Genomic DNA, 21397 nt, shown 5'->3' with positions numbered 1-21397 from the left:
GCGGGGCGGGCGGCGCGGGTCAGCCGCCGATGTACGACATTTCGACGCGCTTGCCGGCGCCGTCGGGCGCGGCGTCGGCGGCCGCGCTGCCGCGCAGCTGCGAGTAGCGGTCGGTGCGGGCCTGCCAGATCCGGGCGATCGCGGTCGCGATCTCGGCGTCGCTCGCGCCGCCGCGCACCAGTGCGCGCAGATCATGGCCGGTCGACGCGAACAGGCACAGGTACAGCTTGCCTTCGGTCGACAGCCGCGCGCGCGTGCAGTCGCCGCAGAATGCCTGCGTGACGCTCGAGATCACGCCGATTTCGCCGCTGCCGTCCGCATAGCCCCAGCGCTGCGCGGTTTCCGCCGCCGTGTGCGGCTCGAGCGGAACGAGCGGGAACTGCTCGGCGATCCGCGCGACGACGTCCGCGGACGGCAGCACTTCGGTCATGTTCCAGCCGTTCGACGTGCCGACGTCCATGTATTCGATGAAGCGCAGGATCACGCCGGTGCCGCGGAAGCGCTCGGCCATCGGCAGGATCTCGCCGTCGTTGGTGCCGCGCTTCACGACCATGTTGACCTTGACCGGCGCGAGGCCCGCGGCCTGCGCGGCGAAGATGCCGTCGAGCACGTCGGCGCTCGCGAAGTCGGCATCGTTCATGCGCTTGAACAGCGTGTCGTCGAGCGCGTCGAGGCTGACCGTCACGCGTGTGAGGCCGGCATCCTTCAGCGTGCGCGCCTTGCGCGCGAGCAGTGAGCCGTTGGTGGTCAGCGTCAGGTCGAGCGGGCGGCCGTCGTGGGTCGTCAGGCGCGCGAGGCGCTCGATCAGGAACTCGAGGTTCTTGCGCAGCAGCGGCTCGCCGCCGGTGATCCGGATCTTTTCGACGCCGTGTGCGACGAACAGCCGTGCCACGCGCTCGATCTCTTCGTGCGTGAGCAGGGCGCTGTGCGGCAGGAACGGGTAGTCCTTGTCGAACACGTCCCGCGGCATGCAGTACACGCAACGGAAGTTGCAGCGATCCGTCACCGAGATGCGCAGGTCGCGGAGCGGCCTGGCGAACGTGTCGGCCAGGGCGCCGTCAGGGGTATGCGCGACGCCGGAGATATCCGGCATCCCGCTGACGTCGGCGAGGGGAATGATGCGTCGGGACATGTTGAAAGAAGTGCGAGCCAGTCTTCTATTTTAGCCGCAAGCGGCCGGCCGGGCCGGTGGGCGGAAACCCGCAGCGCGGACATGAAAAAGCCCGCCGGAGGCGGGCTTTTCCTGGTCGGGCGATGCGCCGCTTAATGGTGCGACGTCTCGACCTGCTGCATCGGGGTCGTATCGACCGGCGGCAGCGCCTTGCGCTCGCGCGGCACGCGGGCCGGACGCGGCAGGCGCGACGCGGCTTCCTGGGCAGCGCGGAACTTGTCGGCATCCGTGTTCACCCACACGAGGCCGGCTTGTTCCAGCACGACGTCGAGGCTCGCCGAAGCGGGCGCAGCGGCCGGTTGAACCGGCGCCGGCGCGGGCGCGGCAACGGCTTCGACCGGAGCCGGTTGGACCTGAGCCGGTTCGACGGCTGCCGGCGCGACCGGTGCTGGGGCGACCGGTGCCGGAGCGACTTCAACCGCGGCGACCGGTGCCGGTGCGGCTTGCTCGACGGGCGCGAACTGCGGCGCTTCGACGGCAGCCGGCACTTCGAACGCATCGGTCGGCGACACCGCGACCGGTGCCGGGCCGGCTTCCGGAGCAGCGGCCGGCGCGACCGGTACCGATTCGGCGACCGGTGCGACCGGGGCGGGCTCGATCGGCGCGACCGGCGTCGCTTCGACGCGAACCGGTGCCGGTTGCGGCTCGACCACGGCCGGCTCGACCGCTTCGGCACGCTGTTCGGCTGCGGCCTCGGCTGCGGCCTCGGCTACCACGGCGCCCGCTGCGGCGACCGCTGCCACGGCGACCGGTGCGGCCGTATGGGCCGGCTCGAACGCGCTCGGGGCTTCCGTCGTCACAGCTTGCACGGCTTCGCCGTCCGCGCCTTGCTCGGCGTGGTCGACGACTGCGCCTTCGTCCTCGCGCTCGCGACGACCGCCGCGGCGACCGCGGCGGCGGCGACGACGTTCCTCGCCGTCACGTGCGCCGGCTTCCGCGTCGGCTGCGACATCGGCGCCCGGCAGGGCGACGGCTGCGGCCTGGTCGGCTTCCGCTTCCGGATGGTTCTCGCCACGGGTGACGGTTTCGAGCGTAGCAGCGTGTTGCGTCGGCTTGCGGCGCTCACCGCGCTCGCGACGTTCGCCGCGTTCCTGGCGCTCGCCGCGGCCGGCTGCCTCGACGGCTTCCGGCTGCTCGGTGCGCTCGCGCGGTTCGCGGTTCTCGCGCGGTTCGCGCGGCTCACGGCTTTCACGCGGCTCGCGCGGTTCGCGGCCTTCGCGCGGGCCACGGCCCTCGCGACCTTCGCGGCCCTCACGACCTTCACGGCTTTCGCGCGGCTCGCGGCCTTCACGCGGTTCGCGACCCTCGCGCGGTTCACGCGACTCGCGCGCTTCCTTGCCTTCGCGTTCCTGGCGTTGCGACTGGCCACGGCCTGCCGCTGCCTGGTCGCGACCACCCTGAGCCTGCTGGGCGCCGCCACGACGATTGCGGTTGCGATCGCCGCCGCGCTGCTCGGTCTTCTCGGTCCGCTCGCGGGCCGGACGGGCAGCCTGTTCCTTTGCCGGTGCCGGTGCAACCGGCGCGGGCGCCGGGGCCGGCGACATGCCGAACAGACCCTTCAGCCAGCCGATGAAGCCGCCGCTCGCCGCGGCGACCGGTGCGGGTGCCGCAACCGGCTCGACCGGGCGCTGCGGTGCCGGGCTCGGCGCCGGACGCTCGGGCGTGATGCCCTTGACCGCCGCTTCCTGCTTCGGCTTCACGTCGGCCGCGCGCTTGCTGTAGCCGGTTTCCGACTCCAGTTCGCGGGCGGCTTCCTCGGCCATCTTCCAGGACGCGCGCGGATCGTCGAGGCGCGCGTCGTCATGGCGCAGGCGCTCGAGCTTGTAATGCGGCGTATCGAGGTGCTTGTTCGGGATCAGCACGATGCCGACCTTGAAGCGCGACTCGATCTTGTTGATTTCCTGACGCTTTTCGTTGAGCAGGAAGGCGGTCACCTCGACCGGCACCTGGCAATGGATCGCCGCGGTGTTTTCCTTCATCGCTTCTTCCTGAATGATCCGCAGGACCTGCAGCGCGGACGATTCGGTATCGCGGATGTGGCCCGTGCCGTTACAGCGCGGGCACGTCACGTGGCTGCCTTCCGACAGGGCCGGGCGCAGGCGCTGGCGCGACAGTTCCATCAGGCCGAAGCGGGAGATCTTGCCCATCTGCACGCGCGCACGGTCGTGCTTGAGCGCGTCCTTCAGGCGTTGCTCGACCTCGCGCTGGCTCTTCGCCGACTCCATGTCGATGAAGTCGATGACGATCAGGCCGCCGAGGTCGCGCAGGCGCAGCTGGCGGGCCACTTCGTCGGCCGCCTCGAGGTTCGTGCGGGTCGCCGTTTCCTCGATGTCCGCGCCCTTGGTCGCACGCGCCGAGTTCACGTCGATCGCGACGAGCGCCTCGGTGTGGTCGATCACGATCGCGCCGCCCGACGGCAGCGGCACCGTGCGCGAGTACGCGGTCTCGATCTGGTGCTCGATCTGGAAGCGGGAGAAGAGCGGCACGTCGTCGTGGTAGCGCTTCACCTTCGACACGTTGTCCGGCATCACGATGTCCATGAACGCACGGGCCTGATCGTAGATCTCGGTCGTGTCGATCAGGATTTCGCCGATGTCGGGCTGGAAATAGTCCCGGATCGCGCGGATCACGAGGCTCGATTCCAGATAGATCAGCATCGGCTGGCCGGCATTGCCGCTTTGCGACGCCGCTTCGATCGCGCGCCACAGCTGCAGCAGGTAGTTCAGGTCCCACTGCAGTTCCTCGGCGCTGCGGCCGATGCCCGCGGTGCGGGCGATCATGCTCATGCCGTCCGGAATCTGCAGCTGCGCCATGGTTTCGCGCAGTTCCTGACGCTCGTCGCCTTCGATCCGGCGCGACACGCCGCCGCCGCGCGGATTGTTCGGCATCAGCACGAGGTAGCGGCCGGCGAGCGAGATGAAGGTCGTGAGGGCGGCGCCCTTGTTGCCGCGCTCTTCCTTCTCGACCTGGACGATCAACTCCTGGCCTTCGCGCAGGGCATCCTGGATGCGCGCGGAGCGCATGTCGATGCCTTCCTTGAAGTACTGGCGGGCGACTTCCTTGAACGGCAGGAAGCCGTGGCGGTCTTCGCCGTAGTTGACGAAGCACGCTTCGAGCGACGGCTCGATGCGCGTGATGACACCTTTGTAGATATTGCCTTTGCGCTGTTCGCGCCCGGCTGTCTCGATGTCGATGTCGATGAGCTTTTGCCCATCGACGATGGCGACGCGCAGCTCCTCCTGCTGCGTCGCATTGAACAGCATGCGTTTCATGAACGACTCCAGGCGGCTCTGCTGCCGGCGCCTCGCGGTTGTCAGTCGCGAGGGCGGGAACGACGGCAGGCCGCACCTTGTTGTGTTGTCACAAGCACGCTGGAGCGGGAAGGATGGCGGGGAGAATTGCCTGAAGAGGCGCTTGGGCCCGAAAGACGGGGCCGGCGGCCATAGGGCACCTGCGAACACGGCTTCAAAGCACGGCGTCCACACACCGCACGCTGCGAAAGCGCGCTAAGCCTGAGACCGGGGCACTGCCACGGGGCGCGCGCAATGCGTCGCGCGCGCCGACGGGCGGCAGATGCTGCGGCTTGGGCCGCAGCGGGGAGTATCGAATCCAGCCCGACTTTCCCGCCTGGGGTGTACTTCCCTGGTTTGACGTCGCCAAGCCCCGCACGCTTCGCGGGGCCAAATCGGGCGCAACGCCGTAATTTTCGCAACCGGCAGCCTGCGGACGCACCTCGCGCCGTCGGGCTGCCGATCAAATTCTTTTCAACCAACTTTCCGTTACCGCGGCGCCTGGTCGACCGAATCCGCCTGTGGGCGCGATCCTTGCCGACGGCCGGCGCCGTGCGTGCAACTTGCTGCATCTCTTTGATTAGGGGCGAGCAGCAGACCCCCGGCGCAAGTAAAATAACGGTTTGCGCTTGCGCCTTGCCCGATTCCGTCGGGACCGGCCTGTCAGGCCACCCTCAACGTCAGGCTGGGCAAAATTATATTCAGTATGAATGAGTTAGGCAAAATATCCCAGAATTCAGTCGCAAGCGGCCAGGTATCGATGATCCAGATCGACGAAAACTCGGCCGGTCAGCGGATCGACAACTTCCTGTTGCGCGTCTGTAAAGGCGTGCCCAAAAGCCATATTTACCGGATCCTGCGCAGCGGCGAAGTCCGCGTGAACAAGGGGCGGGTCGACGCCCAGTACCGTCTCGCGTTCGGCGACCTCGTCCGCGTGCCGCCCGTGCGGGTGGCGGCGGCCGACCTCGCGCGCGCCGACACGCCGATCGTGCCGCCCGCGCAGTTCGAGGTGCTGTACGAAGACGACGCGCTGCTCGTCATCAACAAGCCGGCCGGCGTCGCCGTGCACGGCGGCAGCGGCGTCGCGTTCGGCGTGATCGAGCAGATGCGCCAGGCCCGCCCGCGCGCGAAATTCCTCGAACTCGTGCACCGGCTCGACCGCGAGACCTCCGGGATCCTGATGCTCGCGAAGAAGCGCACGGCGCTCGTCGGCCTGCACGAGCAGATCCGCGAGAACCGGATGGACAAGCGCTACTTCGCGTGCGGATACGGCGAATGGCAGCCCGACTGGGGCCACCGTCGCGTGGTGAAGGCTCCGCTGTTCAAGTATTCGACCCCGGAAGGGGAGCGGCGCGTGCGCGTACAGGACGATGGCCTGCCGTCGCACACGGTGTTCAACCTGATCGAGCGCTGGCCGGACTACGCGCTGGTCGAGGCGGAACTCAAGACGGGTCGGACCCATCAGATCCGGGTGCACCTCGCGCATCTCGGCCTGCCGATCGCCGGCGACGCCAAGTATGGCGATTTCGCACTGAACAAGGCGCTGGCGCGCGCGAACGCGCAACCGTCGCTCAAGCGGATGTTCCTGCATGCGCACCGGCTCAAGCTCGCGCATCCGCTGACCGGCGAGGCGCTGCAGTTCGATGCGCCGCTGCCGGACGAATGCCGGCGCTTCCTCGATCAACTCCGCGCTCTGCGCGATACCGCCTGACTCGCATGGCCCGACAGCAATTTGATCTGATCGTCTTCGACTGGGACGGCACGCTGATGGATTCGACTGCGCACATCGCGCACAGCATCCAGGCCGCCTGCCGCGATCTCGGCCTGCCCACGCCGTCGGACGAGGCGTCCCGCTACGTCATCGGCCTCGGCCTGCGCGATGCACTGCAGATTACTGCTCCGACCCTCGATCCGTCCGACTATCCGCGGCTGGCCGAACGCTACCGCTATCACTACCTGCTGGACGATCAGCGCATCGAGCTGTTCGCCGGCGTGCGCGAACTGCTCGCGGAATTGCGCGATACCGGCTACCTGCTCGCGGTCGCGACCGGCAAGGGCAGGGTCGGGCTGAACCGCGTGCTCGACCAATCGAAGCTCACGAGCCTGTTCGATGCGACGCGCTGCGCCGACGAAACGTTCTCGAAGCCGCATCCGGCAATGCTGCACGAATTGACCCGTGAATTGGGGCAGGATCTCGCGCGTACCGTGATGATCGGCGACACCACGCACGACCTGCAGATGGCCGCGAGTGCGGGGGCGGCCGGCATCGGCGTCGCGTACGGCGCGCACACGGCCGATGCGCTGGCCGCGCTGACACCGCGCTTCGTCGCGCCGGACGTCGGCGCGCTGGCCGCGTGGCTGCGGGAGCACGCGTGAGCGCGGCGCCGGATGCCGTGCGCGTGTGCGCATCGGACGCGCTGGCCGACGGCGGTGCCGGCGTGCGCGTCGATGCGACGCTGCGCGGCGAGCAGGCGGTCGTGTTCTTCGTGCGCTACGAAGGCCGTGCATACGGCTACCTGAACCGCTGCGCGCACGTGCCGATGGAGCTCGACTGGGCCGAAGGGCAGTTCTTCGAGTCGTCGGGCCTGTACCTGATGTGCGCGACGCACGGCGCGATCTACGCGCCGGATACCGGCAAGTGCGTCGGCGGCCCGTGCCGCGGCGGCCGCCTGCGGCCGGTCGAGGTCGACGAGCGCGACACGCCGGACGGGCGTGCGGTATTCTGGCTACCGGATGCCGACCTGGGTCCCGCCGCTTCGCCCCCTCCCGCCACGACCGACTGACGACACCACTGCATGGCCGACCAACCGAACCTTCCTGATTCCTCGTCCCGTTCCGACAGCCGCGAACCGAACTGGGAGCGCGCGGCGCTCGAGCGGATCGCGCTCGCGGCCGTCAAGGAACAGCGCGCCGCGCGGCGGTGGAAGATCTTCTTCCGTTTCGCGTTCCTCGGCGTGTTCGTGCTGCTCGCGTTCGCGCTGATCGATTTCTCGAGCGACTCGAAATTCTCGGCGAGCGGGCGCCACACGGCGCTCGTGACGATCGACGGCGAGATCGCGGCGGGCACCAACGCGAACGCCGACGACATCAACACGGCGCTGGATACTGCTTTCGACGACAGCGGCACGGCCGGCGTCGTGCTGCGGATCAACAGCCCGGGCGGCAGCCCGGTGCAGGCCGGGATGGTCTACGACGAGATCCGCCGCCTGCGCAAGAAGTATCCGGACAAGCCGTTGTACGTCGTCGTGACCGACATGTGCGCATCGGGCGGTTATTACATTGCGTCCGCCGCCGACAAGATCTTCGTCGACAAGGCGAGCATCGTCGGCTCGATCGGCGTGCTGATGGACGGGTTCGGCTTCACGGGCCTGATGGGCAAGCTCGGCGTCGATCGCCGCCTGCATACGTCGGGCGAAAACAAGGGCTTCTACGACCCGTTCTCGCCCGAGACGCCGAAGATGGATGCCCACGCGCAGGCGCTGCTCGACCAGGTCCATGCGCAGTTCATCAAGGCCGTGAAGGACGGCCGCGGCAAGCGGCTGCACGAAACGCCCGACATGTTCTCGGGGCTGTTCTGGACCGGCGAAAAGAGCGTCGAGCTCGGGCTCGCCGACGGCTACGGCACGACCGACACGGTCGCGCGCGACGTGCTGAAGGCGCCGGATCTCGTCGACTATACGGTGAAGGAAAGCCTGACGAACCGCGTCGCGCGCAAGTTCGGCGCGGCGGTCGGCGGTGCCGCGATGAAGGCGCTCACCGCGGGCGGCACGTCGTTCAGCCTGCGCTGAGCGGCGGCCGGCCGGCGCCGCGGCGAACGGGGCAGGGCGCCCCGTGTCGCGCGGCCGCCGGCTTCAGTTCGCGAGCAGCAGGAAGATGGCGGGGCGCTTCTGCAGATTCGGCGCAGGCGTCTTTTTCCAGTCTGCCACGGAGCGGCTGGCGATCGTCTCGGTCTCGAGGGTCAGGTCGGCCGCGACGCAGATTTGCGTCGACGGCGCGCAGGTCGCGACCAGCGTATCCAGCATCGCCTGGTTCCGGTACGGCGTCTCGATGAAGATCTGCGTCTGGCGCGCCTTGCGTGACAGTTGCTCAAGTTCGCGCAAGCGCTTCGCACGTGCGGCCGCATCGACCGGCAGGTAGCCGTTGAACGCGAAACTCTGGCCGTTCAGGCCCGACGCCATCAACGCGAGCAGGATCGAACTCGGCCCGACGAGCGGCACGACCTTCACGCCGCGCTCGTGCGCGCGGCGCACCAGCAGCGCGCCCGGATCGGCGACGGCCGGGCAGCCGGCCTCCGACACGAGGCCGGCGTCCGCGCCGGCCAGTATGGGCGCGAGCAGCCGGTCGATGGCGCCGGCCGGCGTATTGACGTTCAGTTCGCTGATCTCGATTTCCTGGATCGGCCGCGTCGTGCCGATCTTCTTCAGGAACGCGCGGGTCGTTTTCGCGTTTTCGCCGATGTAATAGCCGAGTGTGCCGGCGCGCGCCTGCACGGCGGCCGGCAGTACGGCGGCGAGCATCGATGCGTCGCCCTCGCCGAGCGTGTTCGGGACGAGATAGAGCGTGCCGGCGGTCATGCGCGGTCTCCTTGGGGGGCGGCGAACAGTGGATAACCGACGGCGCGCAGCATCCGCGTGAGCGCGATCAGCGGCAGGCCGACGAGCGCCGTCGGGTCGTCGGAGTCGATGGCATCCAGCAGCGCGATGCCGAGCCCTTCGGACTTCGCGCTGCCGGCGACGTCGTACGGCGTTTCCGCGCGCAGGTACGCATCGAGTTCGGCTTCGGGCAGCGAGCGAAAGCGCACGTGCGTGACGACGTCCTCGCTCTGCGTTTCGCCGGTGCGGCTGTCGTAAAGGCTGAGCGCGCTGTGGAATTCGACGTCGCGGCCCTGCATCGACAGCAGCTGCGCGAGCGCGCGCTCGTGCGTGCCGGGCTTGCCGATCTGGTGGCCGTCGAACGTCGCGACCTGGTCCGACCCGATCACCAGCACGCCGTCCGGCGCGTCGATCGTCGCGGCGACCGCGCGCGCCTTCGCACCGGCGAGGCGCAGCGCGGTCGCGGCCGGCGCTTCGCCCGCGAGCGGGGTTTCGTCGAGGTCGGGCGACACGACGTCGAACGGCAGGCCGAGGCGCTCGAGGAGCGCGCGGCGGTAGCGGGAACTGGAGGCGAGAATCAGCCGCGGCGGGCGGCAAACGGTATCCGGCATGGTCGGTTGGGTCGGTGAGTCGTCGGGTGTGGCGCGGTGTTGCAAGGGCGCAAGCATAAGTGATTGACCGCAAAAGGTAAAACAGGTATGCTTTCCCGCTTTTCGTCGGCAGGCTTTCCGCAGTGGTGGCGCCTGCCGGGTCTTCGGAAGTAAAGTACGTAATCGTGCGAGGCGTACGCGGCGTGGATCGCGTACGTGCGCGGCGTCAAATGAGTGGCGCCAGCAAGCCGGATCCCGCAAGTCAGCCTGTAGGCAGGAGCGCAACATGAACACTTCTTCTGGCAAGCCTGCGGCAGCGCTTGATCCGCACGCGGTCGATCTGTTCGAATTCGCCCGCAGCGGGCGGCAGGCAGCGGGTGCCGTGCGCCTGTCGCAACTGCCGCGCATGCTGAACGAAGTGCCGGCGGACGCGCCCGATCGCGACACGGTCTTCACGTGGCAGGCCGAAGGGTTCACCCAGAAGGAGTTGCAGGACGACGGCGCCGATGGGCAGCAGCCGTATCTGCGCCTCGCGGTGCATGGCCATGCGTGGCTCACGTGTCAGCGCTGCATGACCCCGTACGACCAGACGTTCGACGTCGACATGACGTACCGGGTCGTTGCGACCGAAGAAGAAGCTGAAGAATTTCCGCTCGACGACGATGAAGCCGATGTGATCGTGGGCTCACGCCAGTTCGATCTCGTCGACTTGATCGAAGAGGAGTTGCTGCTTTCGTTGCCGCTCGTGCCCAAGCACGAGGTTTGCCCGGCAGTTCACGAAAGCCTCGTGTCGGGTGCGAGCGGTCCTTCGGAAGACGCGGACGACGAGTCCGCCGAAGACGAGGACGAAGGCAAACGGCCGAATCCGTTCGCAGCGCTGGAAGCGCTGAAGAAGGGCGGGGACGGCAGCAAGAAACACTAAGCAGTTGTGGCGCGGGAAGGCGTAAGGGCTTTGGGCCAGGGTAGTTAAGCGCCGGATCGGGCTGTGTTAGAATCCGGAAAATTATTTAGGAGTTAGTCATGGCAGTCCAGCAAAACAAGAAGTCGCCGTCGAAGCGCGGCATGCATCGTTCGCACGATTTCCTGACGGCAGCGCCGCTGGCAGTCGAGCCGAGCACGGGTGAAGTGCACCTGCGTCACCACGTCAGCCCGAACGGCTACTATCGCGGCAAGAAAGTCGTCAAGACGAAGAACGACTAAGCGTCAAGTCACGCGTTGCGCGCTACGATCGCCGTTCGCGTGACAACTGGTTCGCTTGACACTTTCCTGGCTCAACAAAAAGGCGGCATTCAACTGCCGCTTTTTTGTGCCTGAAATTCGTCGCATTCCATGACCGTAAAGCTCACAATCGATTGCATGGGAGGCGACCACGGCCCGTCCGTGACCGTTCCCGCGGCAGTCAAGTTCGTCCGCGCGCATCCCGATGCGCACCTGATGCTCGTCGGCATCGAAAGCGCGATCCGCGCTCAGCTGAAAAAGCTGAAAGCCCTCGACGATCCCGCGCTGACCATCGTGCCCGCCACCGAAGTCGTGGCGATGGACGACCCTGTTGAAGTGGCGCTGCGCAAGAAGAAGGATTCTTCGATGCGTGTCGCGCTCAACCACGTCAAGGAAGGCGCGGCCCAGGCCTGTATTTCCGCCGGCAACACCGGCGCGCTGATGGCCGTTTCCCGTTATGTGCTCAAGACGCTGCCCGGCATCGAGCGGCCTGCGATCGCGTTCGCGCTGCCGAACCCGACCGGCTACACGATGATGCTGGACCTCGGCGCGAACGTCGACTGCGAGCCGCAGCACCTGCTGCAGTTCGCGGAGATGGGGCACGCGCTCGTCGCCGCGCTCGAAGGCAAGGAGCGTCCGACGATCGGCCTGCTGAACATCGGCGAAGAGGTCATCAAGGGCAACGAGACCATCAAGCGCGCCGGCGAACTGCTGCGCGCCAGCACGCTGAATTTCCGTGGCAACGTCGAAGGCAACGACATCTACAAAGGCACGGTCGACGTGATCGTCTGCGACGGCTTCGTCGGCAACGTCGCGCTGAAGACGTCCGAAGGGCTCGCGCAGATGCTGTCCGACATCATCCGCGAGGAGTTCGGCCGGTCGCTGATGTCGAAGCTGATGGCGCTGCTCGCGCTGCCGGTGCTGATGCGTTTCAAGAAGCGCGTCGATCACCGCCAGTACAACGGCGCGGCGCTGCTGGGGCTGAAGAGCCTCGTGATCAAAAGCCACGGTTCGGCCGACGCCTACGCGTTTGAGTGGGCGATCAAACGGGGTTATGATGCCGTCAAAAACGGCGTGCTGGAGCGCCTCACGCGTGCGATGGCGGACAATTCGGTGTCGCTCGGCGACGGCGAACACGACGCGGGCGGCGCAGGCCCGACGAGCCCGGCCGCAGGCCACCACGCCGAACCTTCCGCTGCGCAATCCTCTAAAGCATAAATGGCCCAATCGACTCTCTATTCCCGCGTGCTCGGCACGGGCAGCTACCTGCCGCCCGACCGGGTCACGAACCAGCAGCTCGCCGACCGTCTCGCGAAGGAAGGCATCGAGACGAGCGATGAGTGGATCGTTGCGCGCACGGGCATCCATGCGCGCCATTTCGCCGCACCGGACGTCACGACGAGCGATCTCGCGCTCGAAGCGGCGCGCCGTGCGATCGAGGCGGCCGATATCGATCCGCAGTCGATCGACCTGATCATCGTCGCGACTTCGACCCCCGATTTCGTGTTCCCCAGCACGGCTTGCCTGCTGCAGAACAAGCTCGGCATCAAGAACGGCGGCGCGGCATTCGACGTGCAGGCCGTGTGCTCGGGCTTCGCCTATGCGATGGCGACGGCCGACAGCTTCATCCGCAGCGGCCAGCACCGCACGGCGCTCATCGTCGGCGCGGAGACGTTCTCGCGCATTCTCGATTTCAAGGACCGCACGACCTGCGTGCTGTTCGGCGACGGCGCGGGCGCGGTGATCCTGTCCGCCTCGGAAGAGCCGGGCGTGCTCGGCAGCGCGCTGCACGCGGACGGCAGCTATTCGAACATCCTCTGCACGCCGGGCAACGTCAATCGCGGTGTGATCGACGGCAGCGCGTTCCTGTACATGGATGGGCAGGCCGTGTTCAAGCTCGCGGTCAACGTGCTCGAAAAGGTCGCGATCGAGGCGCTCGCCAAGGCGAATCTCGCGCCCGAGCAGGTCGACTGGCTGATTCCGCACCAGGCCAACATCCGCATCATGACCAGCACCTGCCGCAAGCTCGGCCTGCCGCAGGAGCGCATGGTCGTGACGGTCGACCAGCACGGCAACACGTCGGCTGCGTCGATCCCGCTGGCGCTCGACGCCGCGGTGCGTGACGGCCGCATCCAGCGCGGTCAGCACGTGCTGATCGAAGGCGTCGGCGGCGGCTTCACGTGGGGCGCGTCCGTCTTCCGCTACTGATCCGCGGCGCGCAATTGCTGCGCGCGGATCCCGAACCGGCGCGCCGTTCGTGCGCGCCGTCCGAATCGATTCAATTGGGGACGATATGAAATTCGCATTCGTTTTTCCGGGGCAGGGCTCGCAGTCGGTCGGCATGCTCAACGCATTCGCCGATCTCGCCGTCGTGCGCGAGACGCTCCAGGAAGCATCCGATGCACTCAATCAGGATCTCGGCAAGCTGATCGCCGCAGGTCCGGCCGAAGAGCTGAATCTGACCACCAACACGCAGCCCGTGATGCTGACGGCCGCCTACGCGTGCTATCGCGCATGGCAGCAGGCCGGCGGTCCGGCACCGTCGATCGTCGCGGGCCACAGCCTCGGCGAATACACGGCGCTCGTCGCCGCGGGCGCGATCGCGTTCAAGGACGCGGTGCCGCTCGTGCGCTTCCGCGCGCAGGCGATGCAGACGGCCGTGCCGGTCGGCCAGGGCGGCATGGCGGCGATCCTGGGTCTCGATGACGACACGGTGCGCGCCGTGTGCGCCGAAGCCGCGGAAGCGGGCATCGTCGAAGCGGTGAACTTCAACGCGCCGGCGCAGGTCGTGATCGCGGGCGCGAAGGCGGCCGTCGAGAAGGCCTGCGAGATCGCGAAGGCGAAGGGCGCGAAACGCGCGCTGCCGCTGCCGGTATCGGCGCCGTTCCATTCGTCGCTGCTCAAGCCGGCGTCGGACCAGTTGCGCGACTATCTGGCGAGCGTCGACGTGAAGGCGCCGCAGATTCCGGTCGTCAACAACATCGACGTCGCGGTGGTCAGCGATCCGGCCGCGATCAAGGACGCGCTGGTGCGCCAGGCCGCGGGCCCGGTGCGCTGGGTCGAATGCGTGCGGCACATCGCGGGCACGGGCGTCACGCACGTGATCGAATGCGGTCCGGGCAAGGTGCTGGCAGGCCTGACGAAGCGCATCGACGGCAACCTGGTCGGCGCATCGGTGTTCGATCCGGCTTCGCTCGACGAAGCACTGAAGCTGGCGACCGCCTGACGCGGCGCCTTTCCTCAAGAGACGGATATTCGATTCATGGAAAAGACTCTCGATAAACAGGTCGCGATCGTGACCGGCGCATCGCGCGGCATCGGCCGGGCGATCGCGCTCGAACTCGCGCGCCTGGGCGCGACGGTGATCGGCACGGCGACGAGCGAATCGGGCGCCGCCGCGATTACCGCCGGGTTCGCGGAAGCGGGCGTGACGGGCCGCGGCGCGGTGCTGAACGTCAACGACGCGGCGGCAGCCGAAGCGCTGATCGACGCGACCGTGAAGGAATTCGGCGCGCTCCACGTGCTCGTCAACAACGCGGGGATCACGCAGGACCAGCTCGCGATGCGGATGAAGGACGAGGACTGGGATGCGGTGATCGACACCAACCTGAAGTCGGTGTTCCGCCTGTCGCGCGCGGTGCTGCGCCCGATGATGAAGGCCCGCGGCGGCCGCATCATCAACATCACGTCGGTGGTCGGCTCGGCCGGCAACCCGGGCCAGGTCAACTACGCGGCCGCGAAGGCCGGCGTCGCGGGCATGACGCGTGCGCTTGCACGTGAAATCGGCAGCCGTGGCATCACGGTGAACTGCGTCGCGCCGGGCTTCATCGACACCGACATGACGAAGACGCTGCCGGAAGAACAGCAGGCCGCGCTCAAGACCCAGATTCCGCTCGGCCGCCTCGGCAGCCCGGCAGACATCGCCCATGCCGTCGCGTTCCTCGCATCGCCGCAGGCCGGTTATATCACCGGCACGACGCTGCACGTGAACGGCGGCATGTACATGTCGTAACGGTTTTCGTTTACCATCCGCGCCGTATCCCGTTTTTCAGGCGGATCGGTGCTTGATCGACCATCAAGCCAACGCGCGTTTTGCCGTCAGCAAACCTGATAAAATGCGCGCACTTGTAAATCTGAACTTTCCCTCGGAGGGGTAATGGATAACATCGAACAACGTGTCAAGAAGATCGTCGCTGAGCAACTGGGCGTCGCGGAAGCCGAGATCAAGAACGAAGCATCGTTCGTGAACGATCTGGGCGCGGATTCGCTCGACACGGTCGAACTGGTGATGGCTCTGGAAGACGAGTTCGGCATGGAAATCCCGGACGAAGAAGCAGAGAAGATCACGACCGTTCAGCAAGCGATCGACTACGCTCGCGCAAACGTCAAGGCGTAAGCGCCTTTCGCGCTTGTCCGCCACGTCGCCGCGATCTTCGCGATTGACGCGCCATCCTGCCGGCTTCGTGCCGGACGGACTAACAGCCACAGGGCTCGCAGGGCTGGTTCCTGTGGCCACTGTGGCTTTTGTTTTTGTCATCCAATAATGGAAAAGAGGTTACCGTGAGCCGCCGTCGTGTTGTTGTTACAGGCCTGGGGCTGATTTCGCCTGTTGGCAATAATGTTGCCGACGGCTGGGCCAATCTCGTCGCCGGCAAGTCCGGTATCGCCACCGTCACGAAGTTCGATGCGTCGAACCTCGCCTGCCATTTCGCGGGCGAAGTGAAGGGTTTCAGCGCCGAGGAGTACATCCCGGCGAAGGAAGCCCGCAACATGGATACGTTCATCCATTACGGCATCGCAGCCGGCGTCCAGGCGATCCGGGACAGCGGCCTCGAAGTGAACGAAGCCAATGCGGAACGCATCGGCGTGCTGGTCGGCTCCGGTATCGGCGGCCTGCCGATGATCGAAGACACGCACCAGACCTACGTCGATCGCGGCCCGCGCCGGATTTCGCCGTTCTTCGTGCCGGGTTCGATCATCAACATGATCTCGGGTCACCTGAGCATCATGTTCGGCCTGAAGGGCCCGAACCTCGCGGCCGTGACGGCCTGCACGACCGGTCTGCACAGCATCGGCCTCGCGGCGCGCCTGATTCAGGCCGGCGACGCCGACGTGATGGTCGCGGGCGGCGCCGAATCGACGGTGTCGCCGCTGGGCATCGGCGGTTTCGCGGCCGCGCGCGCGCTGTCGACCCGCAACGACGATCCGGCCACCGCGTCCCGTCCGTGGGACAAGGACCGTGACGGCTTCGTGCTGGGCGAGGGTGCAGGCGTGATGGTGCTCGAGGAATACGAGGCGGCGAAGGCACGCGGCGCGAAGATCTATGCGGAGGTCTCGGGCTTCGGCATGACGGGCGATGCGTACCACATGACCGCGCCGAACATGGACGGTCCTCGCCGCTGCATGGTCGCGGCACTGCGCGACGCCGGCGTGAACGCGGACGAGGTCCAGTACCTGAACGCGCACGGCACGTCGACGCAGCTCGGCGACAAGAACGAGTCCGATGCGGTGAAGGCGGCATTCGGCGAGCACGCGTACAAGCTCGTGGTGAACTCGACGAAGTCGATGACGGGTCACCTGCTGGGTGGCGCGGGCGGCCTCGAGTCGGTGTTCACGGTGCTGGCGCTGCACAACAACGTGTCGCCGCCGACCATCAACATCTTCAATCAGGACCCCGAGTGCGATCTCGACTACTGCGCGAACACCGCGCGTGACATGAAGATCGACGTGGCCGTGAAGAACAACTTCGGCTTCGGCGGTACCAACGGCACGCTGGTGTTCAAGCGCGTCTGACGCTGAAATCGCTTGACGAGTCCATTCGATGCTCCGGCCGGGCGTCCGCAATGCTTTGCATTGCGGGCCTCGGCCGTGTCGTATGTGGTGCTGGCCGCGTTCGTCGCGGCGGCGGCCGTCTCCGCGTACCTGTTCTGGGCGCCGCGGGCCGGTGCCGCTGCCGGCGCGTGCGTGTCGGCGGCGACGGCCGCGCTGCTTGCCGTGTGCGCCGCGCGAGCCTGTGCCCGCCGGCTGCCGGCCGAGTTGCGGATCGATGCATTCGGGGAGATTGCGGCGTTTGGCCGCACCGGGCGCTTGCTGGCCCGGGGCCGCGTGACGGGTCATGCACACTGGAGCAGCCTGCTGCTCGTGCTGTCGGTCGGGCAGGGCGCCCGGCGCGCGCGGCCGTTGCTGATTCCGGCCGATGCGCTCGACACCGCGTCGTTCAGCGCGCTGTCCGTGCTGGCGCGTACCGCGGGCACGGCGGGGCGGGCATGACGGCGGCGCGGTTACCAGCCGTAACCAGCGGCCGGCGCCGGAACGCTACAATAACGCTCCGCGTTGCATCCCTAGTTAACGGATTTGTCAGGTGAGTGAAAAAGAAATCGATCAGGCTCTGGTCGAGCGCGTACAGAAAGGCGACAAGGCAGCGTTCGAACTCCTGGTCTCCAAATACCACCGCAAGATCATTCGGCTGATCTCGCGCCTCGTGCGGGATCCCGCCGAGGTCGAGGATGTGGCCCAGGACGCGTTCATCAAGGCGTATCGTGCGCTGCCGCAATTTCGCGGCGAGTCGGCGTTCTACACGTGGTTGTACCGGATTGCCGTCAATACGGCGAAGAACTACCTTGCGACGCAGGGCCGGCGGGCACCGACCTCCACCGAGGCCGATGCCGAGGAAGCGGAAACTTTCTCCGACGCAGACCAACTAAGGGATATCAACACGCCTGAGTCGATGTTGATGAGCAAGCAGATTGCCGAGACGGTCAACGCTGCAATGGCCGTCCTGCCCGAAGAGCTGCGCCAGGCGATTACGCTGCGCGAGATCGAAGGCTTGAGCTACGAAGAGATCGCGGAAATGATGGATTGTCCGATCGGGACGGTCCGGTCGCGGATCTTCCGGGCGCGCGAGGCAATCGCTGCGAAATTGCGTCCGCTGCTCGATACGCCCGAAGGCAAGCGCTGGTAAGCGCGACGGGCGCAACGACGCGGGTCGGGGTCTATTACGGATAGAGTCGTGAAATCACGACGGGGTGTGTGCAAGATGGGGAGCATCATGGGGTCGGTCAATACGCAGTCGCAAGCGTGCTCGCGCGGCGAGCGCCTTTCCGCTCTGGTCGACGGTGAACTGTTCGACGGCCCGGATCACGGGCAGTTTCTGGCTGAGCTCGACCGCGCGGATCGCGCTGCGTGGGCCCATTACCACCTGATCGGCGATGCGCTGCGCTCGGACGAGCTCGCGCTGTCGCCTGCGCTGAGCGTCGCGTTCACCGCGCGCATGTCCGCCGCGCTCGAAAGCGAGCCGCACCTGCTCGCGCCGGCCGCCGCGCCGGTCGCGCGCAAGCTGCTGTCGCTGCGCCGGCGTGTCGTGCCCGCGTTCGCGGTGGCCGCCGCGGCAGCCACGCTGACGTGGATCGTCGTCCCGCAGATGCAGACGGCGGGTGTGCCGGGCGCCGTCCAGGTCGCATCGGCAGGCGCGCCGCAGAGCGGCAACCTGCAGCGCGTGACGGTTGCACAGGCATCCGCGCAGCCGGGCCTGCAGGACGTCAACATCATCCGCGACGCAAGTCTCGACCAATACCTTGAAGCGCATCAGCAATTCGCGCAGCAGCCCGTCGTCACGGGCTCGATGCCGCTGATCCGCGCTGCCGTGACCACCACGCCAGGCCAATAAACCCGATGCGGACATTGCAGTTGAATCACGCCATCTCCGGATGGAAGCGGCTGCCGGCTCTCCTGCTTTGCGCAGCCGCCCTGTTGTCCGTTCAATCCCTGCCTGCCAGCGCCCAGCAACCGGACGATCCCGTCGCGACCCGCAAGGGTGCGGCGGACTGGCTCGACCGCATCCAGCAGGCGGCGCAGCAGCAGAGCTACGAGGGTACGTTCGTCTACCAGCGCGGCGGGTATGTCCAGTCGTCGCGCATCGCGCATGTGGCGTCCCGCGACGGCGAGTTCGAGCGGATCGAGTCGCTCGACGGCAAGCCGCGCAAGGTGCTGCGGCATAACGACGAGCTGTACACGTTCGTGCCCGAGCGCAAGCTGTGCGTGGTCGAGCGCCGCCAGACGCGCGATTCGTTCCCCGCGCTGCTCGGTGCCGGCGGCGAGCACGTGATGTCCGTCTACGACGCGAAGCTGCTCGGCAAGGACCGTGTGGCCGGGATCGACGCGCAGGTGGTCGAGCTCGTGCCGAAGGACGCGTACCGCTTCACCTACAAGCTGTGGGCCGACACCCGCACCGGGCTGCTGCTGCGTTCACAGACGCTCGATGCGAGCGATCACGTGCTCGAGCAGGTCGCGTTTTCGCAGCTGCAGACGGGCGGCGCGACCGGTGACAAATCCGCGATCGCGGCCGGCATGCGCAACCTGAGCGGCTGGACGGTGGTCCGCCCGCCGGTCGCGGCGGTCGACATGGAGGCGCAGGGCTGGCAGATCGCGCCGACCATCGCCGGCTTCCGGAAGATTCGCGAGGTGCGCCGGCCGATGGCCGCGCGTGACGCCGGTGATCCGCCGATTCCGGTCGACCAGGCCGTCTTCACGGACGGCCTCGCGACGATCTCCGTCTTCATCGAGCCGGCCGAAAAGAATACGCGCAAGGAAGGCGCGGGCAGCACCGGCGCGACCCACGTGCTCGTGAAGCGTCGCGGCGACTACTGGATCACCGTGCTCGGCGAAGTGCCGCCGGCCACGTTGCAGCAGTTCGCGTCTGCCATAGAATACAAGGCTTCCAAGTAACGCTACGGCTTCCGACATGACGAAACTCACGCTGCGCAAAGTGTTCGCGGCGGCGGTGCTGTGTGCCTGCCTGCCGCTCGCCCCGCATACCGCGGCCGCGGTCACGCCTCCCGCTGCCAGCCTTCCCGATTTCGCCGATCTGGTCGAAAAGGTCGGGCCGGCTGTCGTGAACATCCGGACCACCGCGAACGTGCCGACGCCCGGCCCGCGCGGCGTGCTCCCGCCAGGCTTCGATAATGGCGACATGTCGGAATTCTTCCGGCGCTTCTTCGGCATTCCGCTGCCGCAGGCGCCCGGCAACGGTGGTGGCGGCGGTAATGGCAATCCGAAGAACGCGCCGGCGCCGGACAATCCGCCCGACACCGAACAGAACCGCGGTGTCGGTTCGGGCTTCATCGTGTCGGCAGACGGCTACGTGATGACCAACGCGCACGTCGTCGACGACGCGGACACCATCTACGTGACGCTGACCGACAAGCGCGAATTCAAGGCGAAGCTGATCGGCGTCGACGACCGCACGGACGTCGCGGTCGTCAAGATCCAGGCGTCGAACCTGCCGGTCGTCGCGATCGGCGATTCGAACAAGGTGCGCGTCGGCGAGTGGGTCGTCGCGATCGGTTCGCCGTTCGGCCTCGACAACACCGTGACGGCCGGCATCGTGAGTTCGAAGAGCCGCAACACGGGCGATTACCTGCCGTTCATCCAGACCGACGTCGCGGTGAACCCCGGCAACTCGGGCGGCCCGCTGATCAACATGCAGGGCGAGGTGATCGGCATCAACTCGCAGATCTACAGCCGCACCGGCGGTTTCATGGGCATTTCGTTCGCGATCCCGATCGACGAGGCGATGCGCGTGGCCGACCAGCTGAAGGCGACCGGCAAGGTCACGCGCGGCCGCATCGCGGTGGCGATCGGCGAGGTGACGAAGGACGTGGCCGACTCGATCGGGCTGCCGAAGGCGGAAGGCGCGCTCGTCAGCAGCGTCGAACCGGGCGGTCCGGCCGACAAGGCCGGTATCCAGCCGGGCGACATCATCCTGAAGTTCAACGGCCGGCCGGTCGATGCGGCGTCGGATCTGCCGCGCATGGTCGGCGACACGAAGCCGGGCACCAAGGCGACCGTCAGCGTATGGCGCAAGGGTCAGGCGCGCGATCTGCCGATCACGATCGCCGAGACGCCGGCCGAGACGACGGCGAAGGCCGAGCAGCGCAAGAGCGCGCCGCAGAAGCCGCGCCAGGCGAATTCGCTCGGCTTGACGGTCAGCGACCTTTCCGCGGATCAGCTGAAGTCGCTGAAGCTGAAGAACGGCGTGCAGATCGACGGCGTCGACGGCCCGGCGGCCCGAGCGGGGCTGCAGCGCGGCGACATCGTGCTGCGCGTCGGCGACACCGACATCACGAGCGCGAAGCAGTTCGCCGACGTGACCGCGCAGCTCGATCCGCAGAAGGCGGTCGCGGTGCTGGTGCGGCGCGGCGACAACACGCAGTTCGTGCCGGTGCGCCCGCGCGCGGTTCAGAAGTAACGCGCCGATGTTCACGCTCTACGGCCGCGGCTGGTGCCATCTGTGCGACGACCTGCGCGATGCGCTGGCGCCGCTGGCGGCCGAATTCGGCGTCGCGGTCGACTACGTCGACATCGATGCGGATCCGGCACTCGTTGCGCGTTACGACGAGGACGTGCCGGTGCTGTTGCTGGATGGCACGGAAGTGTGCCGCCACCGGTTCGACGAGGCGAGGGTGCGCGGCGCGCTCGCGGCTCGGCGCTGAACCCGGCTCTGCTGCCGGCCGGCCGCGCGTTGCGCGGGGCTTCCGG

22 protein-coding genes are annotated in these 21397 nt (G+C 67.3%); 18 read left to right on the top strand and 4 right to left on the bottom strand.

Going from position 1 to position 21397, the window contains the following annotated elements; all coding sequences use genetic code 11:
- Positions 1-19 precede the first annotated feature (19 nt).
- Together moaA and DIE17_RS22720 are read right to left on the bottom strand one after the other, a co-directional pair.
- Positions 20-1132: a GTP 3',8-cyclase MoaA gene (gene moaA / locus DIE17_RS22725; RefSeq protein WP_124521377.1), complete on the bottom strand. Its 1113-nt coding sequence runs from the start codon at positions 1130-1132 to the stop codon at positions 20-22.
- Positions 1133-1263: 131 nt separating this feature from the next.
- A complete protein-coding gene (locus tag DIE17_RS22720; RefSeq protein WP_124521376.1) occupies positions 1264-4443 on the bottom strand; it encodes an Rne/Rng family ribonuclease in 3180 nt (1059 codons plus the stop codon).
- Between the two features lie 724 nt (positions 4444-5167).
- Between DIE17_RS22720 and DIE17_RS22710 the strand changes: the two genes are divergently transcribed.
- The 4 genes from DIE17_RS22710 to DIE17_RS22695 are packed head-to-tail and all read left to right on the top strand — an operon-like array spanning position 5168 to position 8249.
- Positions 5168-6172, top strand: coding sequence for an RluA family pseudouridine synthase (locus tag DIE17_RS22710; RefSeq protein WP_124487463.1), 1005 nt, complete (start codon positions 5168-5170; stop codon positions 6170-6172).
- Between the two features lie 5 nt (positions 6173-6177).
- Positions 6178-6837, top strand: coding sequence for an HAD-IA family hydrolase (locus tag DIE17_RS22705; protein ID WP_044844782.1), 660 nt, complete (start codon positions 6178-6180; stop codon positions 6835-6837).
- Entirely contained in the window at positions 6834-7244 is a 411-nt protein-coding gene (locus tag DIE17_RS22700; RefSeq protein ID WP_124487462.1) for a Rieske 2Fe-2S domain-containing protein, read from the top strand. Before DIE17_RS22705 ends, DIE17_RS22700 begins: the two co-directional genes overlap by 4 nt.
- A 12-nt stretch (positions 7245-7256) precedes the next feature.
- Positions 7257-8249 (top strand): S49 family peptidase, encoded by a 993-nt coding sequence (locus DIE17_RS22695; RefSeq protein WP_124487461.1) that lies wholly within the window; start codon positions 7257-7259, stop codon positions 8247-8249.
- A 63-nt stretch (positions 8250-8312) separates the two neighbouring features.
- Here the strand turns inward: DIE17_RS22695 and DIE17_RS22690 are convergent, their stop codons facing one another.
- Entirely contained in the window at positions 8313-9035 is a 723-nt protein-coding gene (locus tag DIE17_RS22690) for an SAM-dependent methyltransferase (RefSeq protein ID WP_124487460.1), read from the bottom strand.
- Positions 9032-9664 carry a Maf-like protein gene (locus DIE17_RS22685; protein ID WP_124487459.1) on the bottom strand — a complete coding sequence of 211 codons (633 nt, stop codon included), beginning with the start codon at positions 9662-9664 and terminating at the stop codon, positions 9032-9034. The genes DIE17_RS22690 and DIE17_RS22685 overlap by 4 nt, the downstream gene beginning before the upstream one ends.
- 265 nt (positions 9665-9929) lie before the next feature.
- On the opposite strand from DIE17_RS22685, the gene DIE17_RS22680 reads away from it, so the two are divergent.
- From DIE17_RS22680 to DIE17_RS22615, 14 genes are all read left to right on the top strand, one after another.
- Complete coding sequence (locus DIE17_RS22680; RefSeq protein ID WP_124921309.1) at positions 9930-10565, top strand: DUF177 domain-containing protein; 636 nt, start codon at positions 9930-9932, stop codon at positions 10563-10565.
- Positions 10566-10663: 98 nt separating this feature from the next.
- Positions 10664-10843, top strand: coding sequence for a 50S ribosomal protein L32 (gene rpmF, locus DIE17_RS22675; RefSeq protein WP_006051932.1), 180 nt, complete (start codon positions 10664-10666; stop codon positions 10841-10843).
- A gap of 129 nt (positions 10844-10972) precedes the next feature.
- The gene (gene plsX / locus DIE17_RS22670; protein WP_044844776.1) at positions 10973-12079 is read left to right on the top strand and encodes a phosphate acyltransferase PlsX; all 1107 of its coding nucleotides are present in this window, start codon (positions 10973-10975) and stop codon (positions 12077-12079) included.
- Entirely contained in the window at positions 12080-13069 is a 990-nt protein-coding gene (locus DIE17_RS22665; protein WP_044844775.1) for a beta-ketoacyl-ACP synthase III, read from the top strand.
- Between the two features lie 85 nt (positions 13070-13154).
- On the top strand, positions 13155-14087 hold the full coding sequence (fabD, locus tag DIE17_RS22660; RefSeq protein ID WP_124487458.1) for an ACP S-malonyltransferase: 933 nt from the start codon (positions 13155-13157) through the stop codon (positions 14085-14087).
- A 36-nt stretch (positions 14088-14123) separates the two neighbouring features.
- The gene (gene fabG / locus DIE17_RS22655; RefSeq protein ID WP_044844773.1) at positions 14124-14873 is read left to right on the top strand and encodes a 3-oxoacyl-ACP reductase FabG; all 750 of its coding nucleotides are present in this window, start codon (positions 14124-14126) and stop codon (positions 14871-14873) included.
- Between the two features lie 144 nt (positions 14874-15017).
- Positions 15018-15257, top strand: coding sequence for an acyl carrier protein (gene acpP / locus DIE17_RS22650; protein ID WP_004197638.1), 240 nt, complete (start codon positions 15018-15020; stop codon positions 15255-15257).
- Positions 15258-15421: 164 nt separating this feature from the next.
- On the top strand, positions 15422-16654 hold the full coding sequence (fabF, locus tag DIE17_RS22645) for a beta-ketoacyl-ACP synthase II (RefSeq protein WP_044844772.1): 1233 nt from the start codon (positions 15422-15424) through the stop codon (positions 16652-16654).
- Between the two features lie 12 nt (positions 16655-16666).
- Positions 16667-17131: a hypothetical protein gene (locus DIE17_RS22640; RefSeq protein WP_124487457.1), complete on the top strand. Its 465-nt coding sequence runs from the start codon at positions 16667-16669 to the stop codon at positions 17129-17131.
- A gap of 91 nt (positions 17132-17222) precedes the next feature.
- Positions 17223-17822, top strand: a complete 600-nt coding sequence (rpoE, locus tag DIE17_RS22635; protein WP_006752490.1) for an RNA polymerase sigma factor RpoE — start codon at positions 17223-17225, stop codon at positions 17820-17822.
- Between the two features lie 87 nt (positions 17823-17909).
- Entirely contained in the window at positions 17910-18527 is a 618-nt protein-coding gene (locus DIE17_RS22630; RefSeq protein WP_124487502.1) for a sigma-E factor negative regulatory protein, read from the top strand.
- Positions 18528-18532: 5 nt separating this feature from the next.
- Positions 18533-19585, top strand: a complete 1053-nt coding sequence (locus DIE17_RS22625) for a MucB/RseB C-terminal domain-containing protein (RefSeq protein WP_124487456.1) — start codon at positions 18533-18535, stop codon at positions 19583-19585.
- 16 nt (positions 19586-19601) lie between these two features.
- Positions 19602-21107, top strand: a complete 1506-nt coding sequence (locus tag DIE17_RS22620) for a DegQ family serine endoprotease (RefSeq protein ID WP_124487455.1) — start codon at positions 19602-19604, stop codon at positions 21105-21107.
- Between the two features lie 7 nt (positions 21108-21114).
- Entirely contained in the window at positions 21115-21351 is a 237-nt protein-coding gene (locus DIE17_RS22615; RefSeq protein WP_124487454.1) for a glutaredoxin family protein, read from the top strand.
- Positions 21352-21397 lie beyond the last annotated feature (46 nt).

The sequence above is a fragment of the Burkholderia sp. Bp9099 genome (assembly GCF_003857805.1).
Classification (GTDB): domain Bacteria; phylum Pseudomonadota; class Gammaproteobacteria; order Burkholderiales; family Burkholderiaceae; genus Burkholderia.
This window is presented reverse-complemented; position numbering and strand designations above follow the sequence as displayed.